The organism is Pseudomonas sp. TH21 (assembly GCF_016651025.1).
GTDB lineage: Bacteria > Pseudomonadota > Gammaproteobacteria > Pseudomonadales > Pseudomonadaceae > Aquipseudomonas > Aquipseudomonas aylmerensis.
This window is the reverse complement of record NZ_JAEKEQ010000001.1, coordinates 4528788-4546140: the sequence shown is the minus strand read 5'-3', so window position 1 is coordinate 4546140 and position 17353 is coordinate 4528788. Positions and strand designations below refer to the sequence as shown.

Annotated in this window: 23 protein-coding genes and 1 riboswitch; of the genes, 13 read left to right on the top strand and 10 right to left on the bottom strand. The window is 58.7% G+C overall.

The window, feature by feature from the left end:
* Positions 1–228: 228 nt before the first annotated feature.
* Positions 229–555, top strand: coding sequence for a phosphotyrosine protein phosphatase (locus tag JFU04_RS20015; RefSeq protein WP_201145503.1), 327 nt, complete (start codon positions 229–231; stop codon positions 553–555).
* A 175-nt stretch (positions 556–730) separates the two neighbouring features.
* Here JFU04_RS20015 and JFU04_RS20010 read toward each other — a convergent pair whose 3' ends face one another.
* The gene (locus JFU04_RS20010; protein ID WP_201145501.1) at positions 731–1033 is read right to left on the bottom strand and encodes a hypothetical protein; all 303 of its coding nucleotides are present in this window, start codon (positions 1031–1033) and stop codon (positions 731–733) included.
* 295 nt (positions 1034–1328) lie between these two features.
* Positions 1329–1634: a hypothetical protein gene (locus tag JFU04_RS20005; RefSeq protein ID WP_201145499.1), complete on the bottom strand. Its 306-nt coding sequence runs from the start codon at positions 1632–1634 to the stop codon at positions 1329–1331.
* A 444-nt stretch (positions 1635–2078) separates the two neighbouring features.
* Here JFU04_RS20005 and JFU04_RS20000 point away from each other — a divergent pair, with 444 nt between their 5' ends.
* A complete protein-coding gene (locus JFU04_RS20000; RefSeq protein WP_201145498.1) occupies positions 2079–2624 on the top strand; it encodes a GNAT family N-acetyltransferase in 546 nt (181 codons plus the stop codon).
* 486 nt (positions 2625–3110) lie between these two features.
* A complete protein-coding gene (locus JFU04_RS19995; RefSeq protein ID WP_201145496.1) occupies positions 3111–3479 on the top strand; it encodes a hypothetical protein in 369 nt (122 codons plus the stop codon).
* A gap of 34 nt (positions 3480–3513) precedes the next feature.
* Here the strand turns inward: JFU04_RS19995 and JFU04_RS19990 are convergent, their stop codons facing one another.
* Positions 3514–3849, bottom strand: coding sequence for a hypothetical protein (locus tag JFU04_RS19990; RefSeq protein ID WP_201145494.1), 336 nt, complete (start codon positions 3847–3849; stop codon positions 3514–3516).
* A 300-nt stretch (positions 3850–4149) separates the two neighbouring features.
* Here JFU04_RS19990 and JFU04_RS19985 point away from each other — a divergent pair, with 300 nt between their 5' ends.
* The 6 genes from JFU04_RS19985 to JFU04_RS19960 all read left to right on the top strand — a co-directional run bounded on the left by JFU04_RS19985 (position 4150) and on the right by JFU04_RS19960 (position 7668).
* On the top strand, positions 4150–4572 hold the full coding sequence (locus tag JFU04_RS19985) for a hypothetical protein (RefSeq protein ID WP_120449206.1): 423 nt from the start codon (positions 4150–4152) through the stop codon (positions 4570–4572).
* Positions 4573–4761: 189 nt separating this feature from the next.
* The gene (locus tag JFU04_RS19980; RefSeq protein WP_106803157.1) at positions 4762–4995 is read left to right on the top strand and encodes a hypothetical protein; all 234 of its coding nucleotides are present in this window, start codon (positions 4762–4764) and stop codon (positions 4993–4995) included.
* Positions 4996–5061: 66 nt separating this feature from the next.
* Complete coding sequence (locus JFU04_RS19975) at positions 5062–5361, top strand: hypothetical protein (RefSeq protein ID WP_065904505.1); 300 nt, start codon at positions 5062–5064, stop codon at positions 5359–5361.
* A 70-nt stretch (positions 5362–5431) separates the two neighbouring features.
* The gene (locus JFU04_RS19970) at positions 5432–5995 is read left to right on the top strand and encodes a nucleotidyltransferase family protein (protein WP_106803158.1); all 564 of its coding nucleotides are present in this window, start codon (positions 5432–5434) and stop codon (positions 5993–5995) included.
* Between the two features lie 309 nt (positions 5996–6304).
* Positions 6305–6745 carry a tryptophan-rich sensory protein TspO gene (tspO, locus tag JFU04_RS19965; protein WP_201145491.1) on the top strand — a complete coding sequence of 147 codons (441 nt, stop codon included), beginning with the start codon at positions 6305–6307 and terminating at the stop codon, positions 6743–6745.
* A complete protein-coding gene (locus JFU04_RS19960) occupies positions 6745–7668 on the top strand; it encodes an alpha/beta hydrolase fold domain-containing protein (RefSeq protein WP_201145489.1) in 924 nt (307 codons plus the stop codon). Before tspO ends, JFU04_RS19960 begins: the two co-directional genes overlap by 1 nt.
* Here the strand turns inward: JFU04_RS19960 and JFU04_RS19955 are convergent.
* The 3 genes from JFU04_RS19955 to JFU04_RS19945 are packed head-to-tail and all read right to left on the bottom strand — an operon-like array spanning position 7665 to position 9216.
* Entirely contained in the window at positions 7665–8099 is a 435-nt protein-coding gene (locus JFU04_RS19955) for a DUF6678 family protein (protein WP_201145487.1), read from the bottom strand. The two genes, JFU04_RS19960 and JFU04_RS19955, sit on opposite strands and share 4 nt — an antisense overlap.
* A gap of 2 nt (positions 8100–8101) precedes the next feature.
* On the bottom strand, positions 8102–8788 hold the full coding sequence (locus tag JFU04_RS19950; RefSeq protein ID WP_201145486.1) for a hypothetical protein: 687 nt from the start codon (positions 8786–8788) through the stop codon (positions 8102–8104).
* Positions 8789–8814: 26 nt separating this feature from the next.
* Positions 8815–9216 (bottom strand): hypothetical protein, encoded by a 402-nt coding sequence (locus JFU04_RS19945; RefSeq protein ID WP_201145484.1) that lies wholly within the window; start codon positions 9214–9216, stop codon positions 8815–8817.
* Between the two features lie 124 nt (positions 9217–9340).
* Between JFU04_RS19945 and JFU04_RS19940 the strand changes: the two genes are divergently transcribed.
* The 3 genes from JFU04_RS19940 to JFU04_RS19930 all read left to right on the top strand — a co-directional run bounded on the left by JFU04_RS19940 (position 9341) and on the right by JFU04_RS19930 (position 10700).
* Complete coding sequence (locus tag JFU04_RS19940) at positions 9341–9880, top strand: hypothetical protein (protein WP_226939940.1); 540 nt, start codon at positions 9341–9343, stop codon at positions 9878–9880.
* Between the two features lie 101 nt (positions 9881–9981).
* Positions 9982–10206, top strand: a complete 225-nt coding sequence (locus tag JFU04_RS19935; RefSeq protein ID WP_201145482.1) for a hypothetical protein — start codon at positions 9982–9984, stop codon at positions 10204–10206.
* Positions 10203–10700, top strand: coding sequence for a GNAT family N-acetyltransferase (locus tag JFU04_RS19930; RefSeq protein ID WP_106803162.1), 498 nt, complete (start codon positions 10203–10205; stop codon positions 10698–10700). Before JFU04_RS19935 ends, JFU04_RS19930 begins: the two co-directional genes overlap by 4 nt.
* 52 nt (positions 10701–10752) lie before the next feature.
* Here JFU04_RS19930 and JFU04_RS19925 read toward each other — a convergent pair whose 3' ends face one another.
* Genes JFU04_RS19925 through JFU04_RS19915 form a run of 3 tightly spaced genes read right to left on the bottom strand, consistent with a single transcriptional unit; the run spans position 10753 to position 13525 of the window.
* On the bottom strand, positions 10753–11517 hold the full coding sequence (locus JFU04_RS19925) for an ABC transporter ATP-binding protein (RefSeq protein ID WP_065904487.1): 765 nt from the start codon (positions 11515–11517) through the stop codon (positions 10753–10755).
* The gene (locus JFU04_RS19920; RefSeq protein WP_065904489.1) at positions 11514–12518 is read right to left on the bottom strand and encodes a FecCD family ABC transporter permease; all 1005 of its coding nucleotides are present in this window, start codon (positions 12516–12518) and stop codon (positions 11514–11516) included. Before JFU04_RS19920 ends, JFU04_RS19925 begins: the two co-directional genes overlap by 4 nt.
* Entirely contained in the window at positions 12515–13525 is a 1011-nt protein-coding gene (locus tag JFU04_RS19915) for an ABC transporter substrate-binding protein (RefSeq protein WP_201145480.1), read from the bottom strand. The genes JFU04_RS19920 and JFU04_RS19915 overlap by 4 nt, the downstream gene beginning before the upstream one ends.
* A gap of 115 nt (positions 13526–13640) precedes the next feature.
* A riboswitch (cobalamin riboswitch) is annotated at positions 13641–13834 on the bottom strand.
* 74 nt (positions 13835–13908) lie between these two features.
* Here JFU04_RS19915 and JFU04_RS19910 point away from each other — a divergent pair.
* Entirely contained in the window at positions 13909–14394 is a 486-nt protein-coding gene (locus tag JFU04_RS19910; RefSeq protein ID WP_201145478.1) for a hypothetical protein, read from the top strand.
* A gap of 1499 nt (positions 14395–15893) precedes the next feature.
* On the opposite strand, the gene JFU04_RS19905 is transcribed toward JFU04_RS19910, so the two are convergent.
* Positions 15894–17285 carry an aldehyde dehydrogenase family protein gene (locus tag JFU04_RS19905; protein WP_120449197.1) on the bottom strand — a complete coding sequence of 464 codons (1392 nt, stop codon included), beginning with the start codon at positions 17283–17285 and terminating at the stop codon, positions 15894–15896.
* Positions 17286–17353 lie beyond the last annotated feature (68 nt).

Genomic DNA, 17353 nt, shown 5'->3' with positions numbered 1-17353 from the left:
TTACTGCGGCTGCTGAACCCGGTACTCACGAGGATATAACGATGAAAAGAACCCGCGCCTGGAGACGTATGCAGGCCCTTAAATGCAGAGGCGACAATACGGTTCGTCCGCTAGAGTTCAAGCCAGAAAAGCATTGGAAACTGATGTACACCCGCGCAGCCAAACTGTACAGAGCACACCAACTCGGGATGAGCTATCCCGCACAACCCGTCAACTACTGGATCAAGAGTGACTAACCTCCTGTTCGTCTGTAGCCGTAACCAATGGCGTAGTCCTACTGCGGAAGCGATCTGGCGCCGTCGTCCCGGCTTTAATGCCCGTTCAGCAGGAACCAGTCCAAGTGCACGTAAACCTATCAGCCCAGCGGATATTCGCTGGGCTGATGTGATCTTTGTCATGGAACGCAAACACCTTAATCGTCTTCAGGCTGAATACGCCCGCCTTCTTGAACACAAACGGCTCCACTCTCTCGATATTCCAGATGATTACCGCTACATGGATCCTGAACTGGTGGGCATGCTTGAAGACATTGTGACGTCCTACCTCACCACATAGGCTTCATGTGGGAACGACTGTCGCAGGAATGGTCGCGGATAAGCCGGCGGGCCGATCTAGACCTTCTATTGCGTTTAAAGATCAAGCTCACACCCATTAGCCGCCATTTGTGACGGGCCACTTACGGCCAGTAGCAGCCGCTTGCGAGTGACATCTGTAGAATCACAGCGACGAATCACTTAACAGGTAATCCACCAACAAAAAAAGGAATGCGCTGAATTTCCATCTCGCTCATTTCTCGCCAATCGCTACGCAAAATACCGTACTCAAGCTCGGCGCTTTCCATTGCCTCTTCTAATCCAAGCATCAAGTGGTCACCTTCAATCTGGATCGTTTCGTAGTCCTCAAAGCGGATCTCCAGATACATCGGGTTATCACCTTCTATTTCTAGGCCGAAAAGCACGAGTGAGGTTACGCCAGGCCGAAATTCGTTGAGTTTCCTTACTTTTGCAAAAAAACAATTCGTAGGTTGTGGCATGACCTCGGTCGCCTTATATATCGTGGGCTTTCCATTTCATAGGGCTGCTTTAGATCGATTTGAGCCGGCCGCGACTGGCAGCTTTTTTCGACCCATAGCAGCCCTTCGGGGAGGGCAAAAACCGGCCCTCCAGAAGAGTTCTATTAATTTCCGACGCGAACGTCCAAGCCTTTACGGTAATGCTTGTTTTAATTATCCGTTTCTTGACCGCCATAACTATTATTGCGCGAGAACAATGATGTCTGCGGCCATTGGATGCCGCACTGACTAAATGCGACCTCCAGCGGTTGCTCCACTATATATGCTCCAAATATTCTATGGAGACCTCTCCACCGATGTAAGGGCCGTCACCACCACAATCCATTGCCGGCTCGTCAAAATTAACCCAGGCACTGGTGATAACTCTTTCTTTGCCAGCAATAGTTCGCTGAGTACTAGTGAATGCCACCTCGCCATCCAAAGCTTCTTTTACAAATTCTGGTGGTAACGAAATTACTCCAACTCCACCATTGGGCCACCACGGGTGCGGCTTAATTTTTACTCTATCACCATCTTTAAACTTCATATGTTTTTGACCATGTTGCCGACTTTGATTTTGCATTTACCATTCGGTTAATGGGCGGGCGTTAATCCGTCCCAGTGAGCATAGCCAAAGATTTTAGCGCATTTTTATGTCTTGCTGTTTTTCGCTGATCTTGCTGATCAAAAATAGTGCGCATGAATAGTTAAGTCGAATGCACATGAGCGCGAGCCCGTGCAATTCCCCGCCGGTGATCCGAAAATGGCGGAGAGAAAATTCTGAATCGCCCCTGATTTTGTAGAGTATTGAATGACTGCTTCTGGCCGACAGCGGTCTGTCATGAAGAGTTACTCCCGGCCAACACCTGCCTTTCAGGAAGGCCAGCTAACGAGCTGTTACTCGGAAAATAACCCCGTCTCCTTTCCTACAGCGATGGCTCCATCATTCCCTGTCACATTGGATCTTTCTTTATCAAAGTGCCGCTCTAGACTGGCTCCTACCCCTTGGCCAATCGGAAACAAACCCATGTCTGCCCCCGACTTCGACTGCCAACCCGATCTGTGCGGAAGCACCCTGAGGCTTAGACCGCTGGCAGGCAGTGATTTTGAAGGTATGTTTCAGGCTGCGGCTGATCCAGACATCTGGGGCGGTCATCCCGCCAGGGATCGCTATAAACGTGAGGTGTTCGAGGCGTACTTCGCCTCTCTACTCGCCACGAAGAAGGCGCTCGCCGTCATTGATATTGCCTCGGGAGATATCGTTGGCACATCAAGCTACTACACGCCGCCGGATCTACCGAACAGCATTGCCATCGGTTTTACATTTCTGGTGCGTGCGAAGTGGGGTGGCAATTCCAACCGCGAGCTTAAGCAGTTGATGCTGGAGCATGCATTCAAGGCTTACGACATCGTCTATTTCCACATAGCGACTACGAACATTCGTTCGCAAACGGCCACGATGAAGTTGGGTGCGGTGCACTTGTATGATGCCGAACTGAAAATATCCGCCGCGCCTGCCTTGGCGAAGTGTTACGGACTAACGCGCGCTCAATGGAGGACGTCGCGGGGGTGAGAAGGGGCGGTCACTCATCTATGGGTGTTCCAACCCAAAACCTGCGACTCGATGCCTCCGGCGACTGTCCTCGCCCCCTAGCCCCCCACGGCCGATGCCGACGTGTGGGAGAAACCCGGCGCCAGTCACCAGGATGTGGTTGCTTCCATGTTGGCGTGTGGTGAAAACAATGGCTCCGGCGTTGATCCCAAGGCCAGCTTCCAAGAAATGGCCCAGCGACTTGTATGCGTGAAGCGTGCGGGTTATACCCGGCGTGACGGTTTCGACATCTGTGCATTGCACCCCAAGGAACCGTTGAAAGCCTGTGAGTCGGCGCAATGAAGCCTATTGAAAACCCCGTAGGCTGAGTTGCCCCCTGTATCTAGAGGTGCATCCAGCTGACTGCTTTCACCCAGGATGTGTGAACACATTGCCGGTGAATCAAATAGCGTAGACAAACAACCTCAGGTCTTTCACATTCCATCTAAAGCGGCTCAGGAAAAAGACATGCCTTCACGTTTGGCCTCCAGCTACCCAGATATTCAACATGCACTGGACGCGTTCATTCCAAGCAAAAAAATGGACGTGGCTACTCGTATTGTCCTCTGGGCGGCGAGTGACGCCGGGCTAGATCCAGCCGAAATCATGGTCACGCTATCAAAGCTGGATCCAGTGCTGTTCGACAACCTTTGTTCTGAGATGGAGTTGCAGTATTTCAAGCTCTTCGAGCTCGGAGATGAGATGCATCGAGTGTTTTTCTGTAAGGCTCGAGCCTACAGCGCCAGCGCTTGGTTGGCTCGTGAGGCACCCGGCGAAGCCATTTACGAGTCGATCTTTGCCACCGATAGACCCGTTGTTATTGCTGATTTTTTGTAAAAAAGAACCTCCCAATCCTGCCCGATGGCGTCGCCTACATGGATTTAACCGATACCACATCCACGTACTTGTACTTCTTCCTGGCAGCCTTCACCGCCTCCTGCTCAGCAAGCAATGAGCTCAACGTATCGGCCTCGTGAATCAACTCGATCATTTTTCCCTCAAACTCGTTTCCAACACGCAACGTGACCCTCAGCCTGGGCGTAAATGCTTTCGCCACCTTCTTCTTGGCTGCTGGAACGACCACGGGTTTCGCGGGCACAACGTCTTCCACAGGCGCCTTTACTAGAGGAGCAGAAACCTGCTCTTCGGGCTGAGGCGTACCGAATAGAGCACAACGCATTTCTTCTTCAGTTAATTCAGTGTTCATAGAACATCTCAAAGGGGGCGGTAATCAGCTCGATGTATTCTACTAGGATGGCTGCTCCAGCGTGTGCTCTGGAAGCCTGGGTGACCACTGTGAATTCGGGCTACGTGCTCGCAATATTTCAGCGTGGTAACGGGTGTGCAGCCTATATTGCACCCGCACGGGCGGGTAAGTTTTAAGCTTGTCACAGCGATGAGGGGGGAGTTGTGCGTATCTTTTCCCGTCGGAGGTTCCCTGACAAGCTGCTCCTCCACCTACAGTCAGGTACGATCCTGACGACTCATCAACAACTGAGATCGTGTCATGCAAGATGGCTGTTGGCCCTTTCATCTCTTCGGTGCCAATTTCGCCACGGAATCCGAGGCGCAGAAGTTTGTGTTTGAACATTGGGAGCCAGAGCCGCCTGAAGGCGCGAGCGAAGCCGAGTACGATGTGTGGGAAGAACGCAATCCAACCTGGCGACTGGCGGAGGATCTTGGGTTCTACATGGATTCAGACTTCGTTGAGCTTGCCGCCACTGCGGAAGACGTCATAGCGCAAATCCGCAGTCAGTCCGAAAGAGCGCTGATCGTCTCCAAAGCAGGAGAATTCACGCATTTTATCATTGTGGGTTCGAATGCCATCTGGGGCGACCGTCGTTCGACCTCTTCCCAAGTAGAACCGCTGGTGCGCTTGCCGCAGAGCACTGGAACTATTTCATATGTCGGTATGTTCAACTCAAATTGACCGCCAGAAAGGGCACGTCCGTGGTCGGACAGTTACTGCGGTATACGACTGAGTGTTTTCGGCCCGAAGCCGGTTCACAAAGGGCAGAAATTGGCCGAAATCAGCCCCTTTCTCCCCCCATCCGGTCTACCATGCCACCCCGGCAGTGGTTTCACGCGCTACCGCTCTCTTTCCTTAAAGGTAACGCTCATGACCATCGACCAGATCTCCCTGCCTAAAGGCGTAGGCCCCCACGCCACCAAGCTCCTCGACGCCATCACCGGCGCATCCACCCATGAAGAACTCAACCGCGCCGGCGGCAAGGCCGAGGGTTTTGTGTTGGGGTTGGAGTCCGCCAAGGCCATCAAGAGCCAGATCGCCGAGTCGTTGTATGTGGCTTACGATGACGCTGCCAGTCACCGCGCCAGCGAGTTGAAGGGCTGACTTTCAGGGACACTGCGCGCGCACGTCCGCTAGACTGGGCGCCTTATATTTCAGGATGAAATGCTCATGCTTAAAGTTGTCGTCGCATCACTGCTGTTGAGCGCGTCCGTCTGTGTTTCGGCGGGGACGAGCGTTGATGTCTCGAAGATTTACGGCAATATCCAATTTGTCGATAGTTATCCCGACTATAAGGTCAAGGTGGTGAACAGCTACCCCGACCTCAAGGTGCAGCAGGTCGATCACTATCCTGACTCCGCCGGCAAATGGAAAACGGTCGATCACTACCCCGACTACAAGATCCAGATCGTCGATCACTACCCCGATTTCACTATTCAGTACGTGGATCACTACCCTGGCGTTAACTGAAGGCGGCGCTGCCGGCCGCTCAGTCACGAAAAGCCAACGGTGAAGGGTTGTTGATCACCCAGGAGTCTCCATGACATTGACCGTCGAAACCCTGCTCGAACTGGCCATGGCCAACCCCATCAATGCCGAAATCATCGCGCGTCTGCCGGCCCTGGGCCTGGATCAGTGTTTTCTGACGGCGGGCTGTCTGTTTCAGGCGGTGTGGAATCATCAGTCGAACCTGCCTGCAGATCAGGGCGTTAAGGACTACGACGTTTTCTATTTCGACACCGACCTGTCCTACGAGGCTGAGGACAAGGTCATTCGTGCGGCCGAGCAGTTGTTCCAGGACCTTGGCGTTCATGTCGAGTTGAAGAACCAGGCGCGGGTGCACCTGTGGTATGTGCAGCGCTTTGGCCGGCCCTATCCGCAATTGCACACGGCCAAGCAGGGGATTGATCGCTACCTCGTGGCGGGCACCTGCATCGGCGTGGAAATTGCGACGGGTGAGGTGTATGCCCCTTACGGGCTGGAGGATGTGGCGCAGGGCGTGCTGCGGATCAATCCGCTGCATGCGGAGCCTGAGTTGTTTGCGCAGAAGGCCAGGAGTTATCAGGCACGCTGGCCATGGTTGAAGATTGTGGCGCCTGGCTAGCGTGAGTGTGGCGGTGATGCTTGTAGGGTGTGGGTCGGTAGGGCGTGGCGATCCCTTCGCAGCCTCGCTAGGGCTCGACAGCTCTCACAGTTGATCGTGGTCACGGCTGAAATCCCATCTTTAGACATACTGGAATGCAGCAGCACAGCAGCCCCCCTGTGGGAGCTGCCGAGCCCCAGCGAGGCTGCGAAAGCGGTATTTCAGGCGATAAAGGTACCCCGCATTGCCAGTGCCTACCTGTAGATCGGCAGTGAACTTTTACCCCTGTGCGACACGTCCAAGCTTGAAATGCTCAGCCAAGGACCGACCATGACTTTCTTCATCTTCCTGCTCGCCTGCGCCGCCGCCGCCAGTACCGGCATTATTTTCAAGCCCGGGGCCTGGTACGACTCCCTGGTCAAACCCGGTTTCACCCCACCCAATTGGTTGTTTCCGGTGGCGTGGACGATCATCTACGTGCTGCTGGCGTGGGCCGGCTATCGCCTGAGCCTGATCCCCGGCAGCCAGGAAGTGCTGGCGTTGTGGGCGGCGCAGATCGCCTTGAATACGCTGTGGACGCCGGTGTTTTTCGGCGCACATCGCATCCTCGCCGGGATGGTGGTGATCGTGTTGCTGTGGATCACCGTGGCGACGATGGTGGTGCTGGCAGTGCGCCTGGACTTGATCACCGGGTTGATCCTGTTCCCTTACCTGGCGTGGCTGTGTGTGGCGGCGGCGCTAAACTTCTCGATCCTGCGGAATAACCGTTGATGGCCTGCAAACCTTGGCCTGCCAGTGAGGCTGAACTGGCCCAGATGCGCCGCTTCAATCAGAAGCTCGCCTGGTTGCCGCGTTTCAAGATCCGTAATCGCGTCACGCCGCGCTTGATCCAGGCACTGCTGCGCGTCAGCCAGACGCTGAAGAAGGCGCCAGATGCAGAGCGCAAGCTTGTAGGATCGGTGCCCGTGCGCATCCTGCGACCGAGCGGCAAGCCCAAGGGCGTGGTGCTGGATATCCACGGCGGCGGTTGGGTCATCGGCAATGCGCAGATGGACGACGACCTCAACCTGGGCATGGTCAACGCGTGCGACGTGGCGGTGGTGTCGGTGGATTATCGGCTGGCGGTCGACACGCCGGTCGAAGGGCTGATGGATGACTGCCTGACGGCCGCTCGTTGGTTGCTCACCGACGATGAGTTTGCCGACCTGCCGGTGATTGTCGTCGGCGAATCGGCCGGTGGGCACTTGGCTGCGGCGACATTGCTGGCGTTGAAAGAATGGCCGCAATTGCTCCAGCGAGTGAGCGGGGCGGTCTTGTATTACGGTGTCTACGACCTGACCGGTACCCCGAGCGTACGTGCGGCAGGGCCCGATACGTTGCTGCTGGACGGGCCGGGCATGGTCGAGGCATTGCGCATGCTGACGCCGGGCTTGAGCGATGATGAGCGTCGGCGGCCGCCGCTGTCACCGTTGTATGGCGACTTCGAGGGCTTGCCGCCGGCGTTGATGTTTGTCGGGGAGCTGGACCCGTTGAAGGATGACACGCTGATGCTCGCTGAGCAGTGGCCGGGCGCTGAGGCGCATCTGTTGGCGGAGTCGGCGCATGGGTTTATTCATTTTCCGGTGGCAATGGGCGCGGGCGTGCTTGCCTACAGCCGAGAGTGGATTACCCGGACCATCGAGGTTTCGTCTTAGGCAGGCGGAAAGTCTTCGTAGGATTTTGGAAGGTAACCCCAAATCCTTAGCACATCGGCTTGCACTTCAAACTCGAAGCCAATTCGCGCGACGACTGTCGATATTTCTTCGGTATGGTCGATGTATGTTTGTGGCAGTAGCACGCCCAAAGAGGGCGCCAGTTCCCACAAGCCGATGTCGAACCATTCGACATACGCAAATGGAAATGGAAGGTGGTAAAACCATTCCACATCCCAATCCGAGCGTGGGCCTTTGATGGATTTGGAGCGATAGGACGGGCGCCAACCAGGGCGTTGGCGGAAGTGACTGATCAGTTCGTTCCACTTGGTATTGTTTGCTGCGCCTGCCAGGTTCCTCGCCGCGACCGTGGCGTGGATAATCTTGCGGTTTTTATCGTTCTGGCGCGCGTCGGCCATTGGCAGTTCAGTCATCTTCAGTCCTTTTTGTTCGTATTCACGACTGTGACCTTACTGGCACCCAGTTCGGTCAGCCTTCCGTCGAGTGCCTTGAGCAGCCTGATCGAGCCGGCATCGTATTCCTTGAGCTGACGGTTCGCGGTATCCCTGTCGCTGTTCACGGCAAAAATCATCTCCATCAACCCATCAGGTTTTCCGGCTTTGATGTCTTCGTCGATGATGTCCTGGGTCACTGTCATACTTCGTACGGTGTACTCGGTATCGGCCGCGAGCTTCTGGAGGTTATAGCGCCTGACTGCCGCGTCTTCCTTAGCATTGCCTGTGTGGGTCGGGCCCATGGGGACGTCGTCCAAGTCAATCAGCGTATCGGCCATGTCTTTGCCAAAGTACCGCTCCAGCTTGAAGTGCTGAACAATCATTCTCTGATGCCAGCGGCGCTCGAATGCCCTGTACTCGCGCCAAGGGCCTTGGGAGAACTCTTTCCACCCGGTTTCATGCGTTGCGCTGAGCAACTTGTCCAGCGCGTTGTAACCATCATCCAAGATAGACACGGTTTCTTGCACCGTGTTTTGTGCTGCGTCCAGAAATTGGCTCGCCTGCGCCCGCGCCTCTTGGCGTGATTGCAGGGCGTAGGTACCGGCCAGCGTGAGTAGTGAAGTCAGGACAGCGGTAACAACCGCGGTCACAAGAGAGTTTTCAGCCATCAAGATGCTCCATTTCAGCCAGGTGTTCAGGCGCTAATCGTCTGCTCGTACGAGGCGCTCATCAGTGTGCCGCGTTCACCCCACGCCTCTTGCGCAAGATCCTGGATAATCTCCTGCAGTGTCTCAATGTTTGTCGCAGGGGCGCTGATGCATGCCAGGCGTCCGGGCGACCAATCGATGACGTCACATTGAGGGTACTTGGCCAACAGCGTCGGCAGGGCTGCCTTCGGCGACTGCGTACCGGTGTACATAAAGTCAAAATACGCCTCGGTGGTGTCTTGCAGCGGGTACACCAACACCCAGGCATCCGGAGGGCTTTGGAACCACAGGGTGACGTAACGGTGGGCCCATTCCGGCCCGTCTTCGGTCATGTGGCGCAGCACGTCGATGATCGACCGGCAGCCGAGGAGGGGGACGGGGGAGGACATGGGCCGTTCCTGTTGTAGAGGTGGCGCGCAGATATACCACGCCACGCCGTCCGGCTAAAACGATCCCCTTTTTCCGACAAGCCGGGTAACCTCTCGCCTCCCACAATCAAGCCAAGGAAAGCACGTGAAGGTTCTTCAAGGATTCATCGGTTTGTCGGCGCTGTACCTGCTGGCCGGTTGCGAGCAAGTCACTGAGAAAGCCGTGCGCTTCGACGTGCCCTACGGCTACTACGAGACCGCCTGGCGCCAGGACGTGACCGAGAAGGGCCAGTTGACCTGCAAGGTGACCACCGACACCCAGGACCGTGGCGAGAAGTGGGTGCCATCGGTGATCCTCGCGGCCGCTGAGGATGCTGCCGAAGACGATACGTTGTTTCTCTCCAGCTACACGCCCGCCGACACTGACCTGCGCTTGTTCCAGGTGCGCACCTTCAACAAGGCGGAGCCGGTGATCGACACGTTTTTCCACCGGGCTCCCGATCAAAACGGTGTGTATACGCTGCGCCTGACCTGGCAAGCCGATGGCGCCATCGGCTACCAGGTCGAAAACGGCAGCACCTGGGAAGAGAAGAAGTTCGTCCAGAAGCCGGGTTTTCGCGTGCGCCATGTGAGCGTGCATGCGTCGGGGATGAAGGGCAATGCAGTGTGTGAGTTGCGCCAGTAAGTGCTGCCGGAGCTGTTGTCAATGCTGATCCATTGAACTTAAAACTTGATCGATGAGTCAGGTTAATCAGCAACTCTTCTTCCATGACAAGGACTCCTCCCATGCGCGAATACACCCTCAACTACTTGTTCAACGACGAACCCCGCACCCATGTGTTCGAGCTCAAACAGCCCGACCTGCCGGTGCATGAGGCGGCGTTGCACTTGCTGCAGTTGCATTTCGGTGATGCGGAAAATGGCTTGATCCTGCCGCCTGCGGATGCAGCGCCGAAGGAAATTCTCGAGCAGGCGCAGGTGGTGGGGATTACGCAGATCGAGGTTGCATGAGCCCAAGGCCGATCATTCGGGCGGTCACGGCGGCGGATATCCCTGAGGTACTGGCGTTCGTGCTGGAGGCCCGTGCCGAGCTTTTCCCCAAGCTCGACGCGACAGGGATGCCAGCGGACCTGGCGCATTTCGAGGCGATTTATGTGCAGGGTGATGGGCGATTTCTGGTTGCCTGCGATCAAGGCCAGATCGTCGCCGCCATTGGCTATCTGCCCTATGACGGTCGTTTCCCGCAGTTGAATTACCAAGGCGAAAAGACCGTGGAGGTGGTGCGCCTGTTTGTGCTGCCGGCGTTTCGCCGCTTGGGTCTGGCGCGCGCGTTGTACCTTGCGTTGGAGGCGCAGGCTAAGGCGGATCGGGTCGCGGTGATGTACCTGCACACCCATCCGTTTTTGCCTGGGGCGATTGATTTTTGGCTTCGGCAGGGGTTCGAAGTGGTGGATGTGGACGCGGACCCGGTGTGGCGCACGACGCATATGCAGCGCACCCTCTAACACCACCCAGTGTAAGCGCCGGCAAGCCGGCTCCTACCGTTGAGTGTTCTGGTCAGTTTGGGCGTAGCCGCAGTATCTGCGCCCCATCGAACGGGTCTGTCAGGTAATGCGCCTGCACCCCGAACGTTGCCTGCAACCGCTGCGGCGTCAGCACGTCCAGCGGCTTGCCCAGCGCCACCAACCGCCCATGATCCAGCACCGCCAAGCGGTCGCAGGTGAGCGCCTGGTTGAGGTCATGCAGGGCAATCAAGGTGGTGACCGGCAAGCCTTGCACCCCCTTCAGAATCCCCAGTTGATGCTGGATATCCAGGTGATTGGTCGGCTCATCCAACAACAGGATCTGCGGCCGTTGCGCCAACGCACGGGCGATGTGCACCCGCTGGCGTTCACCGCCCGAGAGGCTGCGCCACGCACGTTGGCCCAGGTGGGTGGCGTCTACATCCTGCAGCGCCTGGTGCACGATAGCGTCGTCCTCGCGGGACCAGGGGCTGAGTGCCGACAGCCACGGCGTGCGGCCCAGGGCCACGGCGTCGAACACGCGAATGGCGTCGTCGGTGTCGGCCTGTTGTTCGACCACCGCGAGTTGCTGCGCAATGGCACGACGGGACAGGTCGCCCAGGCGCACTTCACCCAGTCGCACCTCGCCCGTGGCCGGGGTGCGCAGGCCGGCCAGCAGTTTCAGCAGGGTGGATTTGCCTGAGCCGTTCGGGCCGACGATGCCCAGGGTTTCACCCCGCTGGACCTGCAGGTGAATGTCGCGCAGCAACGTGGCTTCACGCACTTTGAAGCCCAGGCCGGTGCAGCTCAGTACGGTCATCGCGCATTCCTCCGGCCGATCAGGATCAGCGCAAAGACCGGCGCGCCCACCAACGCCGTGACCACGCCGACCGGGATGACCTGGCCCTTGATCAAAGTGCGCGACAACACATCGGCTGCAATCAAGAACAACGCGCCGCCCAAGGCGCTGGCGGGCAGCAGGCGCGAGTGCCCGGTGCCGAGCAGCAGGCGCACGGCGTGGGGAATCACCAGGCCGACAAATCCGATGGAGCCGACAATCGACACCATTACCGCCGTGACCAGTGCGGCGCAGGCCACCAGCACAAATTGCACGCGGCGCACCGGGATGCCCAGGGAGGCCGCCGAGTCGCTGCCGAAGGTAAACGCATCTAGCGCGCGGCGGTGCCACAGGCACACAGCAAGCCCTGCAACCGCCACCGGCACCGCCAGCCATACTGAAGGCCAGCGCACCCCGCTGAGATTGCCGAGCAGCCAGAACATGATCCCGCGCGCCTGTTCGGAACTGGCCGACTTGGTGATCAGGAACGCCGTCAGCGCATTGAACAGCTGCGAACCGGCGATGCCCGCGAGGATGATCTGCCCGGTGCCGCTGGCCGAACCACTGGCTCGCGCGAGCAGGATCACCAGCGCAAATGCCGCCATCGCACCGACAAAGGCGCCGGCCGACAGCGAGATCAAACCGCCGCCCACCCCGATCAACGCCACCAGCACCGCGCCCGTCGAGGCGCCGGCGCTGATGCCCAATAGGTACGGATCGGCCAGCGGGTTGCGCAACAGCGATTGCAGAATTACCCCGCAGGTCGCCAGCCCGGCGCCGCATGCGGCAGCGACCAGCGCGCGCGTGAGGCGGTAGTTCCACACCACGCCTTCATCGATCGGGTCCAGCACGTAACCGGCGGCCCAGAGCTTGTTGGCCAGCACCTGCAGTACCACCTTTGGTGCGATGGCGGTTTCGCCGATGGCCACGCCGGCGAGCACGGCGATCAGCAGCAGCGACAGGGCGAGTAGGGTGCGTATCATTTGGGCAAGTCGTAGCCATCGATGGCTGTCGCCAGTTGTTCCAGGCCATCGAACATACGGATGCTGGCCTGCAGCGCCAGGGCGTCGAGGATGATGATGCGGTTGTTTTTCACCGCGTCCATGTTGCGGGTGACCGGGTCACTGCGCAGGAAGGCGAGTTTCTTTTCGTGGTCATCGGCGGGGTAGCGGCGGCGGTCCATGCGCGCGATCACCAAAAAGGTCGGGTTGGCCTTGGCAATGGTTTCCCAGCCAACGGCCGGCCATTCTTCATCGGACTGCACCACGTTGTGCAGGCCCAGGGTTTGCAGCATGAACTCGGGAATGCCCTTGTGGCCGGCCACGTAAGGGTCGCTGGCCATCTCCGAGCTGGAGAACCACACCAGCGCGCTGGCCTGCTTGAGGCCTTTGCCCTGCACGGTCGCGACGGATTTGGCCAAGCGCGCCTTGAGTTCGTCGTTCAGCTGTTGGCCGCGATCCTGTACGTCGAAAATCTGCGCCAGTTGGCTGATGCTTTTATAAATGGTCTCGATGCGAAACGGCTCCAGCCGCGTGCCGTCGGCGCCGACCAGATTGTCCTTGCCTTCGCAGTCGGAGGGCAGCAGGTAGGTGGGGATCTTCAATTCGTGGAATTGCTCGCGGGTCCCGACCACGCCCTGCGGGCCGACCACCCATTCCAGCTCGGCAGCCACCAGTTGCGGGCGCTTGGCGATCACCGACTCGAAACTGGGCTCGTTGTCGGCCAGGCGTTCGATTGTGTCGTTCTGTGCCTTGTACTGCGCCAGGACGCTGTTGAACCACAGCGAGGTGCCGACCACTTTATCGCCTACGCCGAGGGCGTAGAGCATTTCGGTGGCGGCCTGGCCGATGGTCACGCTGCGCGCGGGTGCCTGCTGGAAGGTGAGCGTGCTGCCGCAGTTCTGCACGGTCAGCGGGTACTCGGTGGGTGCGGCGTGGGCCAGGGCACAGAAGCCCAGGCCAGTGATCAGGGCGGTAACGCGTGGCAGCATGGGGCGATCTCCTTGAAACCGTACGTGGAACTGGGGAGGTACGGTCTGGAATTACGCCCTCGAACGCTGCGGGTCAGGCAGGCAAGGATGTCCTTCCCGGACACCCCGCCGGTTAGTGTTGGTGCTTGGGCCGGCAGGTCTCCTGACTGATGCGTCGTCGCCACGCTCCGGCCTTCCCGGACGAGGTCCAGTGGCATCAAGGAGCAGGCTCGGCACCTACAGTTGCGGGGGCAGTTCCGATTGGCGCGGCATACCGCGCTTCGGATTCCCTATTAGTCCCATTTGGGAACCGGCGCGGTATGGTAGTCGATCACGCGGTTGAGCGGGAGTTCTGACGGCGCGCGGTGAGAGGACTGCGGTAGCTCTTGTGGGATGGGTCTCCTATGATGCGCGGCCATGGACAGCCTTCACACAAGGAATACACAGTGAAATCATTCGTCGCCCTCGCCCTCATCGCCATGCTCGCCGGTTGCGCCACCCCGGGTAAAAGCGAAAAGCAGATTTTTGACGAAGCCGCCACCGCGCATGTCATGTCGCTGCCTTCCGGGGAAAACAGGGTGCGCTTGCACAGTGTGAAAATCCCCAGCCACGGCTTGATCGCCGACAACCTGGCCCTTGCCATGGCCGGTGGCGCCAATGCGATGTATCTGAAAGAAGAATTGCTGAAGGCCAAAAGCCTGGGCGACACCGGCTTTCTGATTATCGGCGCCAGCACTGTCGTTGACGTGGCCGTGATCGGCAACGCCTGTGAAGGGCTGGATCTGAAAGGTATGCAGATTTACTACTCGGGCACCGATGCGCAGAAGGATAAAGTGCGAAACGCGGTTGAAAAGACCCAGGCGCAGTTTTATTACATTAATGCGCAGTGAGTGTCTGGCAGTAGAGGCAGCCTTTTGGCAGTGAGTGGGCCAGTGCTCGCAAACGCTCTTGTACGGGTATGCGGACGTATCTTGCCCAGCAGGTTAAGCAGGCTAAGCAGGCTAAGCAGGCCAGACAGGCTAAGCAGCCAAGCAGGCCAAGCAGGTTGAGCAGGTTGAGCAGGGTGAGCAGGTTATTGTGGTGAGCAGGCTTGCCCTGCGTTGGGCTGCGAAGCAGCCCTAAAACCTCACACCACGGTTTGCCTGAAACGATGCGGTGGGATCCATGGGGGCGCTTCGCACCCCAACGCAGGGCAAGCCTGCTCACCACAACAACCCACTGACGTGGCCGTGATCGGCGACGCTTGTGAAGGGTTGGATTTGAAAGACATGCAGATTTACTACTCAGGCACCAATGCGTAGGCCCAGCATGCTAATTGTGGTGAGCAGGCTAGCCCTGCGTTGGGTTGCGAAGCAGCCCCAAAACCTCACACCACGGTGTGCCTGAAACGATGCGGTGGGATTCATGGGGGCGCTTCGCACCCCAACGCAGGGCAAGCCTGCTCACCACAACAACCCATTGAGATGGCCGTGATCGGCAACGCCTGTGAAGGTGTGTATCTGAAAGGCATGCAGCTTCACTACTCAGGCACCGATGCCCAGGCCCAGCAAGATAATTGTGGTGAGCAGGCTAGCCCTGCGTTGGGTTGCGAAGCAGCCCCAAAACCTCACACCACGGTTTGCCTGAAACGATGCGGTGGGATTCATGGGGGCGCTTCGCACCCCAACGCAGGGCAAGCCTGCTCACCACCCCAACGCAGGGCAAGCCTGCTCACCACAGCAACCCGTTGACGTGGCCGTGATCGGCGACGCCTGTGAAGGGGTGTATCTGAAAGGCATGCAGATTCACTACTCAGGCACCAATGCGCAGGCCCAGCAAGATAATTGTGGTGAGCAGGCTCACCACAACACCCCGTTGACGTGGCCGTGATCGGCAACGCTTGTGAAGGGCTGGATTTGAAAGGCATGCAAATTTACTACTCGGGCACCAATGCGCAGGCCCAGCAGGCTAATTGTGGTGAGCAGGCTTGCCCTGCGTTGGGTTGCGAAGCAGCCCTAAAACCTCACACCACGGTGTGCCTGAAACGATGCGGTGGGATTACTTGGGGGCGCTTCGCACCCCAACGCAGGGCAAGCCTGCTCACCACAACAACCTGTTGACGTGGCCGTGATCGGCGACGCCTGTGAAGGGGTGTATCTGAAAGGTATGCAGATTCACTACTCGGTCACCAATGCGCAGGCCCAGTAGGCTAATTGTGGTGAGCAGGCTTGCCCTGCGTTGGGCTGCGAAGCAGCCCTAAAACCTCACACCACGGATTTCCTGAAACGATGCGGTGGGATTCATGGGGGCGCTTCGCACCCCAACGCAGGACAAGCCTGCTCACCACGACAAGCCTGCTCACCACGACCAGGTGGCTCACCACGAAAGCCGGCACTCGTGCTGATCCTGCTTACTTGCGATCCAGCCAGACCGTCTGCGCGTTGCAGAACTCCCGCACGCCGAAGTGCGACAACTCGCGCCCGAAGCCGCTCTTTTTCACCCCACCAAACGCCACCCGAGGGTCGGACACGCTGAACGCGTTGACGAAGATCCCGCCGGTTTCCAGCTGGTTGGCGATCTCCCGCGCCTTGGCTGCGTCAGTGGTAAAGATGCTCGCGGTCAGGCCGAACTCGCTGTCGTTGGCCAGGGCCACGGCGTGGTCGGCGTCCCGGGCGGTGATGATCGAGGCCACCGGGCCGAACAATTCCTGCTTGAACGAAGTCATCTGGTCGGTGACACCCGCCAGCACGGTCGGCGCGTAGTAGTTGCCGGCACCCGGTACTTTGTCACCGCCCAGCAGCAAGGTTGCGCCTTCTTCCAGGGTGGCCTGGACCTGGCCGTGCAACTCGTCACGCAAGTCGAAGCGCGCCATCGGGCCGACATAGGTGTGGGGCGAGGTCGGATCGCCCATCACCAACGCACGGCTGGCTTCGAGGAATTTCGCGGTGAACGCTTCCACCACGCCTGCTTCGATGATCAGGCGCTTGGCGGCGGCGCAGACTTGGCCGCTGTTCTGGAAGCGACCGATCACGGCAGCCTGCACGGCGGCGTCGAGGTCGGCGTCGTTGAGCACGATGAACGGGTCGGAGCCGCCCAGTTCCAACACGCATTTTTTCAATGCAGCACCCGCCTGGGAACCGATGGCGATGCCGGCACGCACGCTGCCGGTGAGGGTCACGGCGGCGATGCGGGGGTCGGCGATGGCTTTGGATACGCCATCCTGGGTCACGTTGAGCACTTCGAACAGGCCTTCAGCGAAGCCGGCTTTGTCGAACGCGGCTTTCATCAGGTAGGCGCTGCCCATTACGTTCGGCGCGTGTTTGAGTACATAGGTGTTGCCGGCGAGCATGGTCGGTACGGCACCGCGCAGCACTTGCCAGACCGGGAAGTTCCACGGCATCACGGCGAGGATCGGGCCCAGTGGGCGGTATTCGATCTGGGCGCTGCCATTGTCGACCAGGGTTGGCTCCGGGGCCAGCATGGCCGGGCCGTGGGCGGCGTACCATTCGGCGAGTTGCGCGCATTTTTCGATTTCGGCCCGTGCCTGGGCGATGGGCTTGCCCATTTCCAGGGTGATCATCTGCGCCATGTCTTCGGCTTGCTCGCGCAGGGCGCCAGCCAGGGCCAGCAGCAGCTCGGCACGCTGGCTCACCGGCTGGCGGCGCCAGGTGCGGAAGGCACCGGTGGCCCGGTCGAGAGCGGCGTCCAGTTGCGCTGCGGTTTCGTAAGGGTAGCTGCCGACAGTCTCGCCATTGGCGGGGTTGATCGACAGGGCGTGGGTCTGGTGAGAAATAGCGTTCATGGCACCGTCCGGCTGAATGAGGGGAATGAGTCCAGCCTACGGGGCTGCATCTTTTCTGGAAACTGAAT

What these genes read in the sequence shown, in the direction of transcription:
- JFU04_RS20010 (WP_201145501.1), bottom strand. Translation starts at nt 1,033, where the DNA reads ATGCCACAACCTACGAATTGTTTTTTTGCAAAAGTAAGGAAACTCAAC.
- JFU04_RS20005 (WP_201145499.1), bottom strand. Translation starts at nt 1,634, where the DNA reads ATGCAAAATCAAAGTCGGCAACATGGTCAAAAACATATGAAGTTTAAA.
- JFU04_RS20000 (WP_201145498.1), top strand. Translation starts at nt 2,079, where the DNA reads ATGTCTGCCCCCGACTTCGACTGCCAACCCGATCTGTGCGGAAGCACC.
- JFU04_RS19995 (WP_201145496.1), top strand. Translation starts at nt 3,111, where the DNA reads ATGCCTTCACGTTTGGCCTCCAGCTACCCAGATATTCAACATGCACTG.
- JFU04_RS19990 (WP_201145494.1), bottom strand. Translation starts at nt 3,849, where the DNA reads ATGAACACTGAATTAACTGAAGAAGAAATGCGTTGTGCTCTATTCGGT.
- JFU04_RS19985 (WP_120449206.1), top strand. Translation starts at nt 4,150, where the DNA reads ATGCAAGATGGCTGTTGGCCCTTTCATCTCTTCGGTGCCAATTTCGCC.
- JFU04_RS19980 (WP_106803157.1), top strand. Translation starts at nt 4,762, where the DNA reads ATGACCATCGACCAGATCTCCCTGCCTAAAGGCGTAGGCCCCCACGCC.
- JFU04_RS19975 (WP_065904505.1), top strand. Translation starts at nt 5,062, where the DNA reads ATGCTTAAAGTTGTCGTCGCATCACTGCTGTTGAGCGCGTCCGTCTGT.
- JFU04_RS19970 (WP_106803158.1), top strand. Translation starts at nt 5,432, where the DNA reads ATGACATTGACCGTCGAAACCCTGCTCGAACTGGCCATGGCCAACCCC.
- tspO (WP_201145491.1), top strand. Translation starts at nt 6,305, where the DNA reads ATGACTTTCTTCATCTTCCTGCTCGCCTGCGCCGCCGCCGCCAGTACC.
- JFU04_RS19960 (WP_201145489.1), top strand. Translation starts at nt 6,745, where the DNA reads ATGGCCTGCAAACCTTGGCCTGCCAGTGAGGCTGAACTGGCCCAGATG.
- JFU04_RS19955 (WP_201145487.1), bottom strand. Translation starts at nt 8,099, where the DNA reads ATGACTGAACTGCCAATGGCCGACGCGCGCCAGAACGATAAAAACCGC.
- JFU04_RS19950 (WP_201145486.1), bottom strand. Translation starts at nt 8,788, where the DNA reads ATGGCTGAAAACTCTCTTGTGACCGCGGTTGTTACCGCTGTCCTGACT.
- JFU04_RS19945 (WP_201145484.1), bottom strand. Translation starts at nt 9,216, where the DNA reads ATGTCCTCCCCCGTCCCCCTCCTCGGCTGCCGGTCGATCATCGACGTG.
- JFU04_RS19935 (WP_201145482.1), top strand. Translation starts at nt 9,982, where the DNA reads ATGCGCGAATACACCCTCAACTACTTGTTCAACGACGAACCCCGCACC.
- JFU04_RS19930 (WP_106803162.1), top strand. Translation starts at nt 10,203, where the DNA reads ATGAGCCCAAGGCCGATCATTCGGGCGGTCACGGCGGCGGATATCCCT.
- JFU04_RS19925 (WP_065904487.1), bottom strand. Translation starts at nt 11,517, where the DNA reads ATGACCGTACTGAGCTGCACCGGCCTGGGCTTCAAAGTGCGTGAAGCC.
- JFU04_RS19920 (WP_065904489.1), bottom strand. Translation starts at nt 12,518, where the DNA reads ATGATACGCACCCTACTCGCCCTGTCGCTGCTGCTGATCGCCGTGCTC.
- JFU04_RS19915 (WP_201145480.1), bottom strand. Translation starts at nt 13,525, where the DNA reads ATGCTGCCACGCGTTACCGCCCTGATCACTGGCCTGGGCTTCTGTGCC.
- JFU04_RS19910 (WP_201145478.1), top strand. Translation starts at nt 13,909, where the DNA reads ATGATGCGCGGCCATGGACAGCCTTCACACAAGGAATACACAGTGAAA.
- JFU04_RS19905 (WP_120449197.1), bottom strand. Translation starts at nt 17,285, where the DNA reads ATGAACGCTATTTCTCACCAGACCCACGCCCTGTCGATCAACCCCGCC.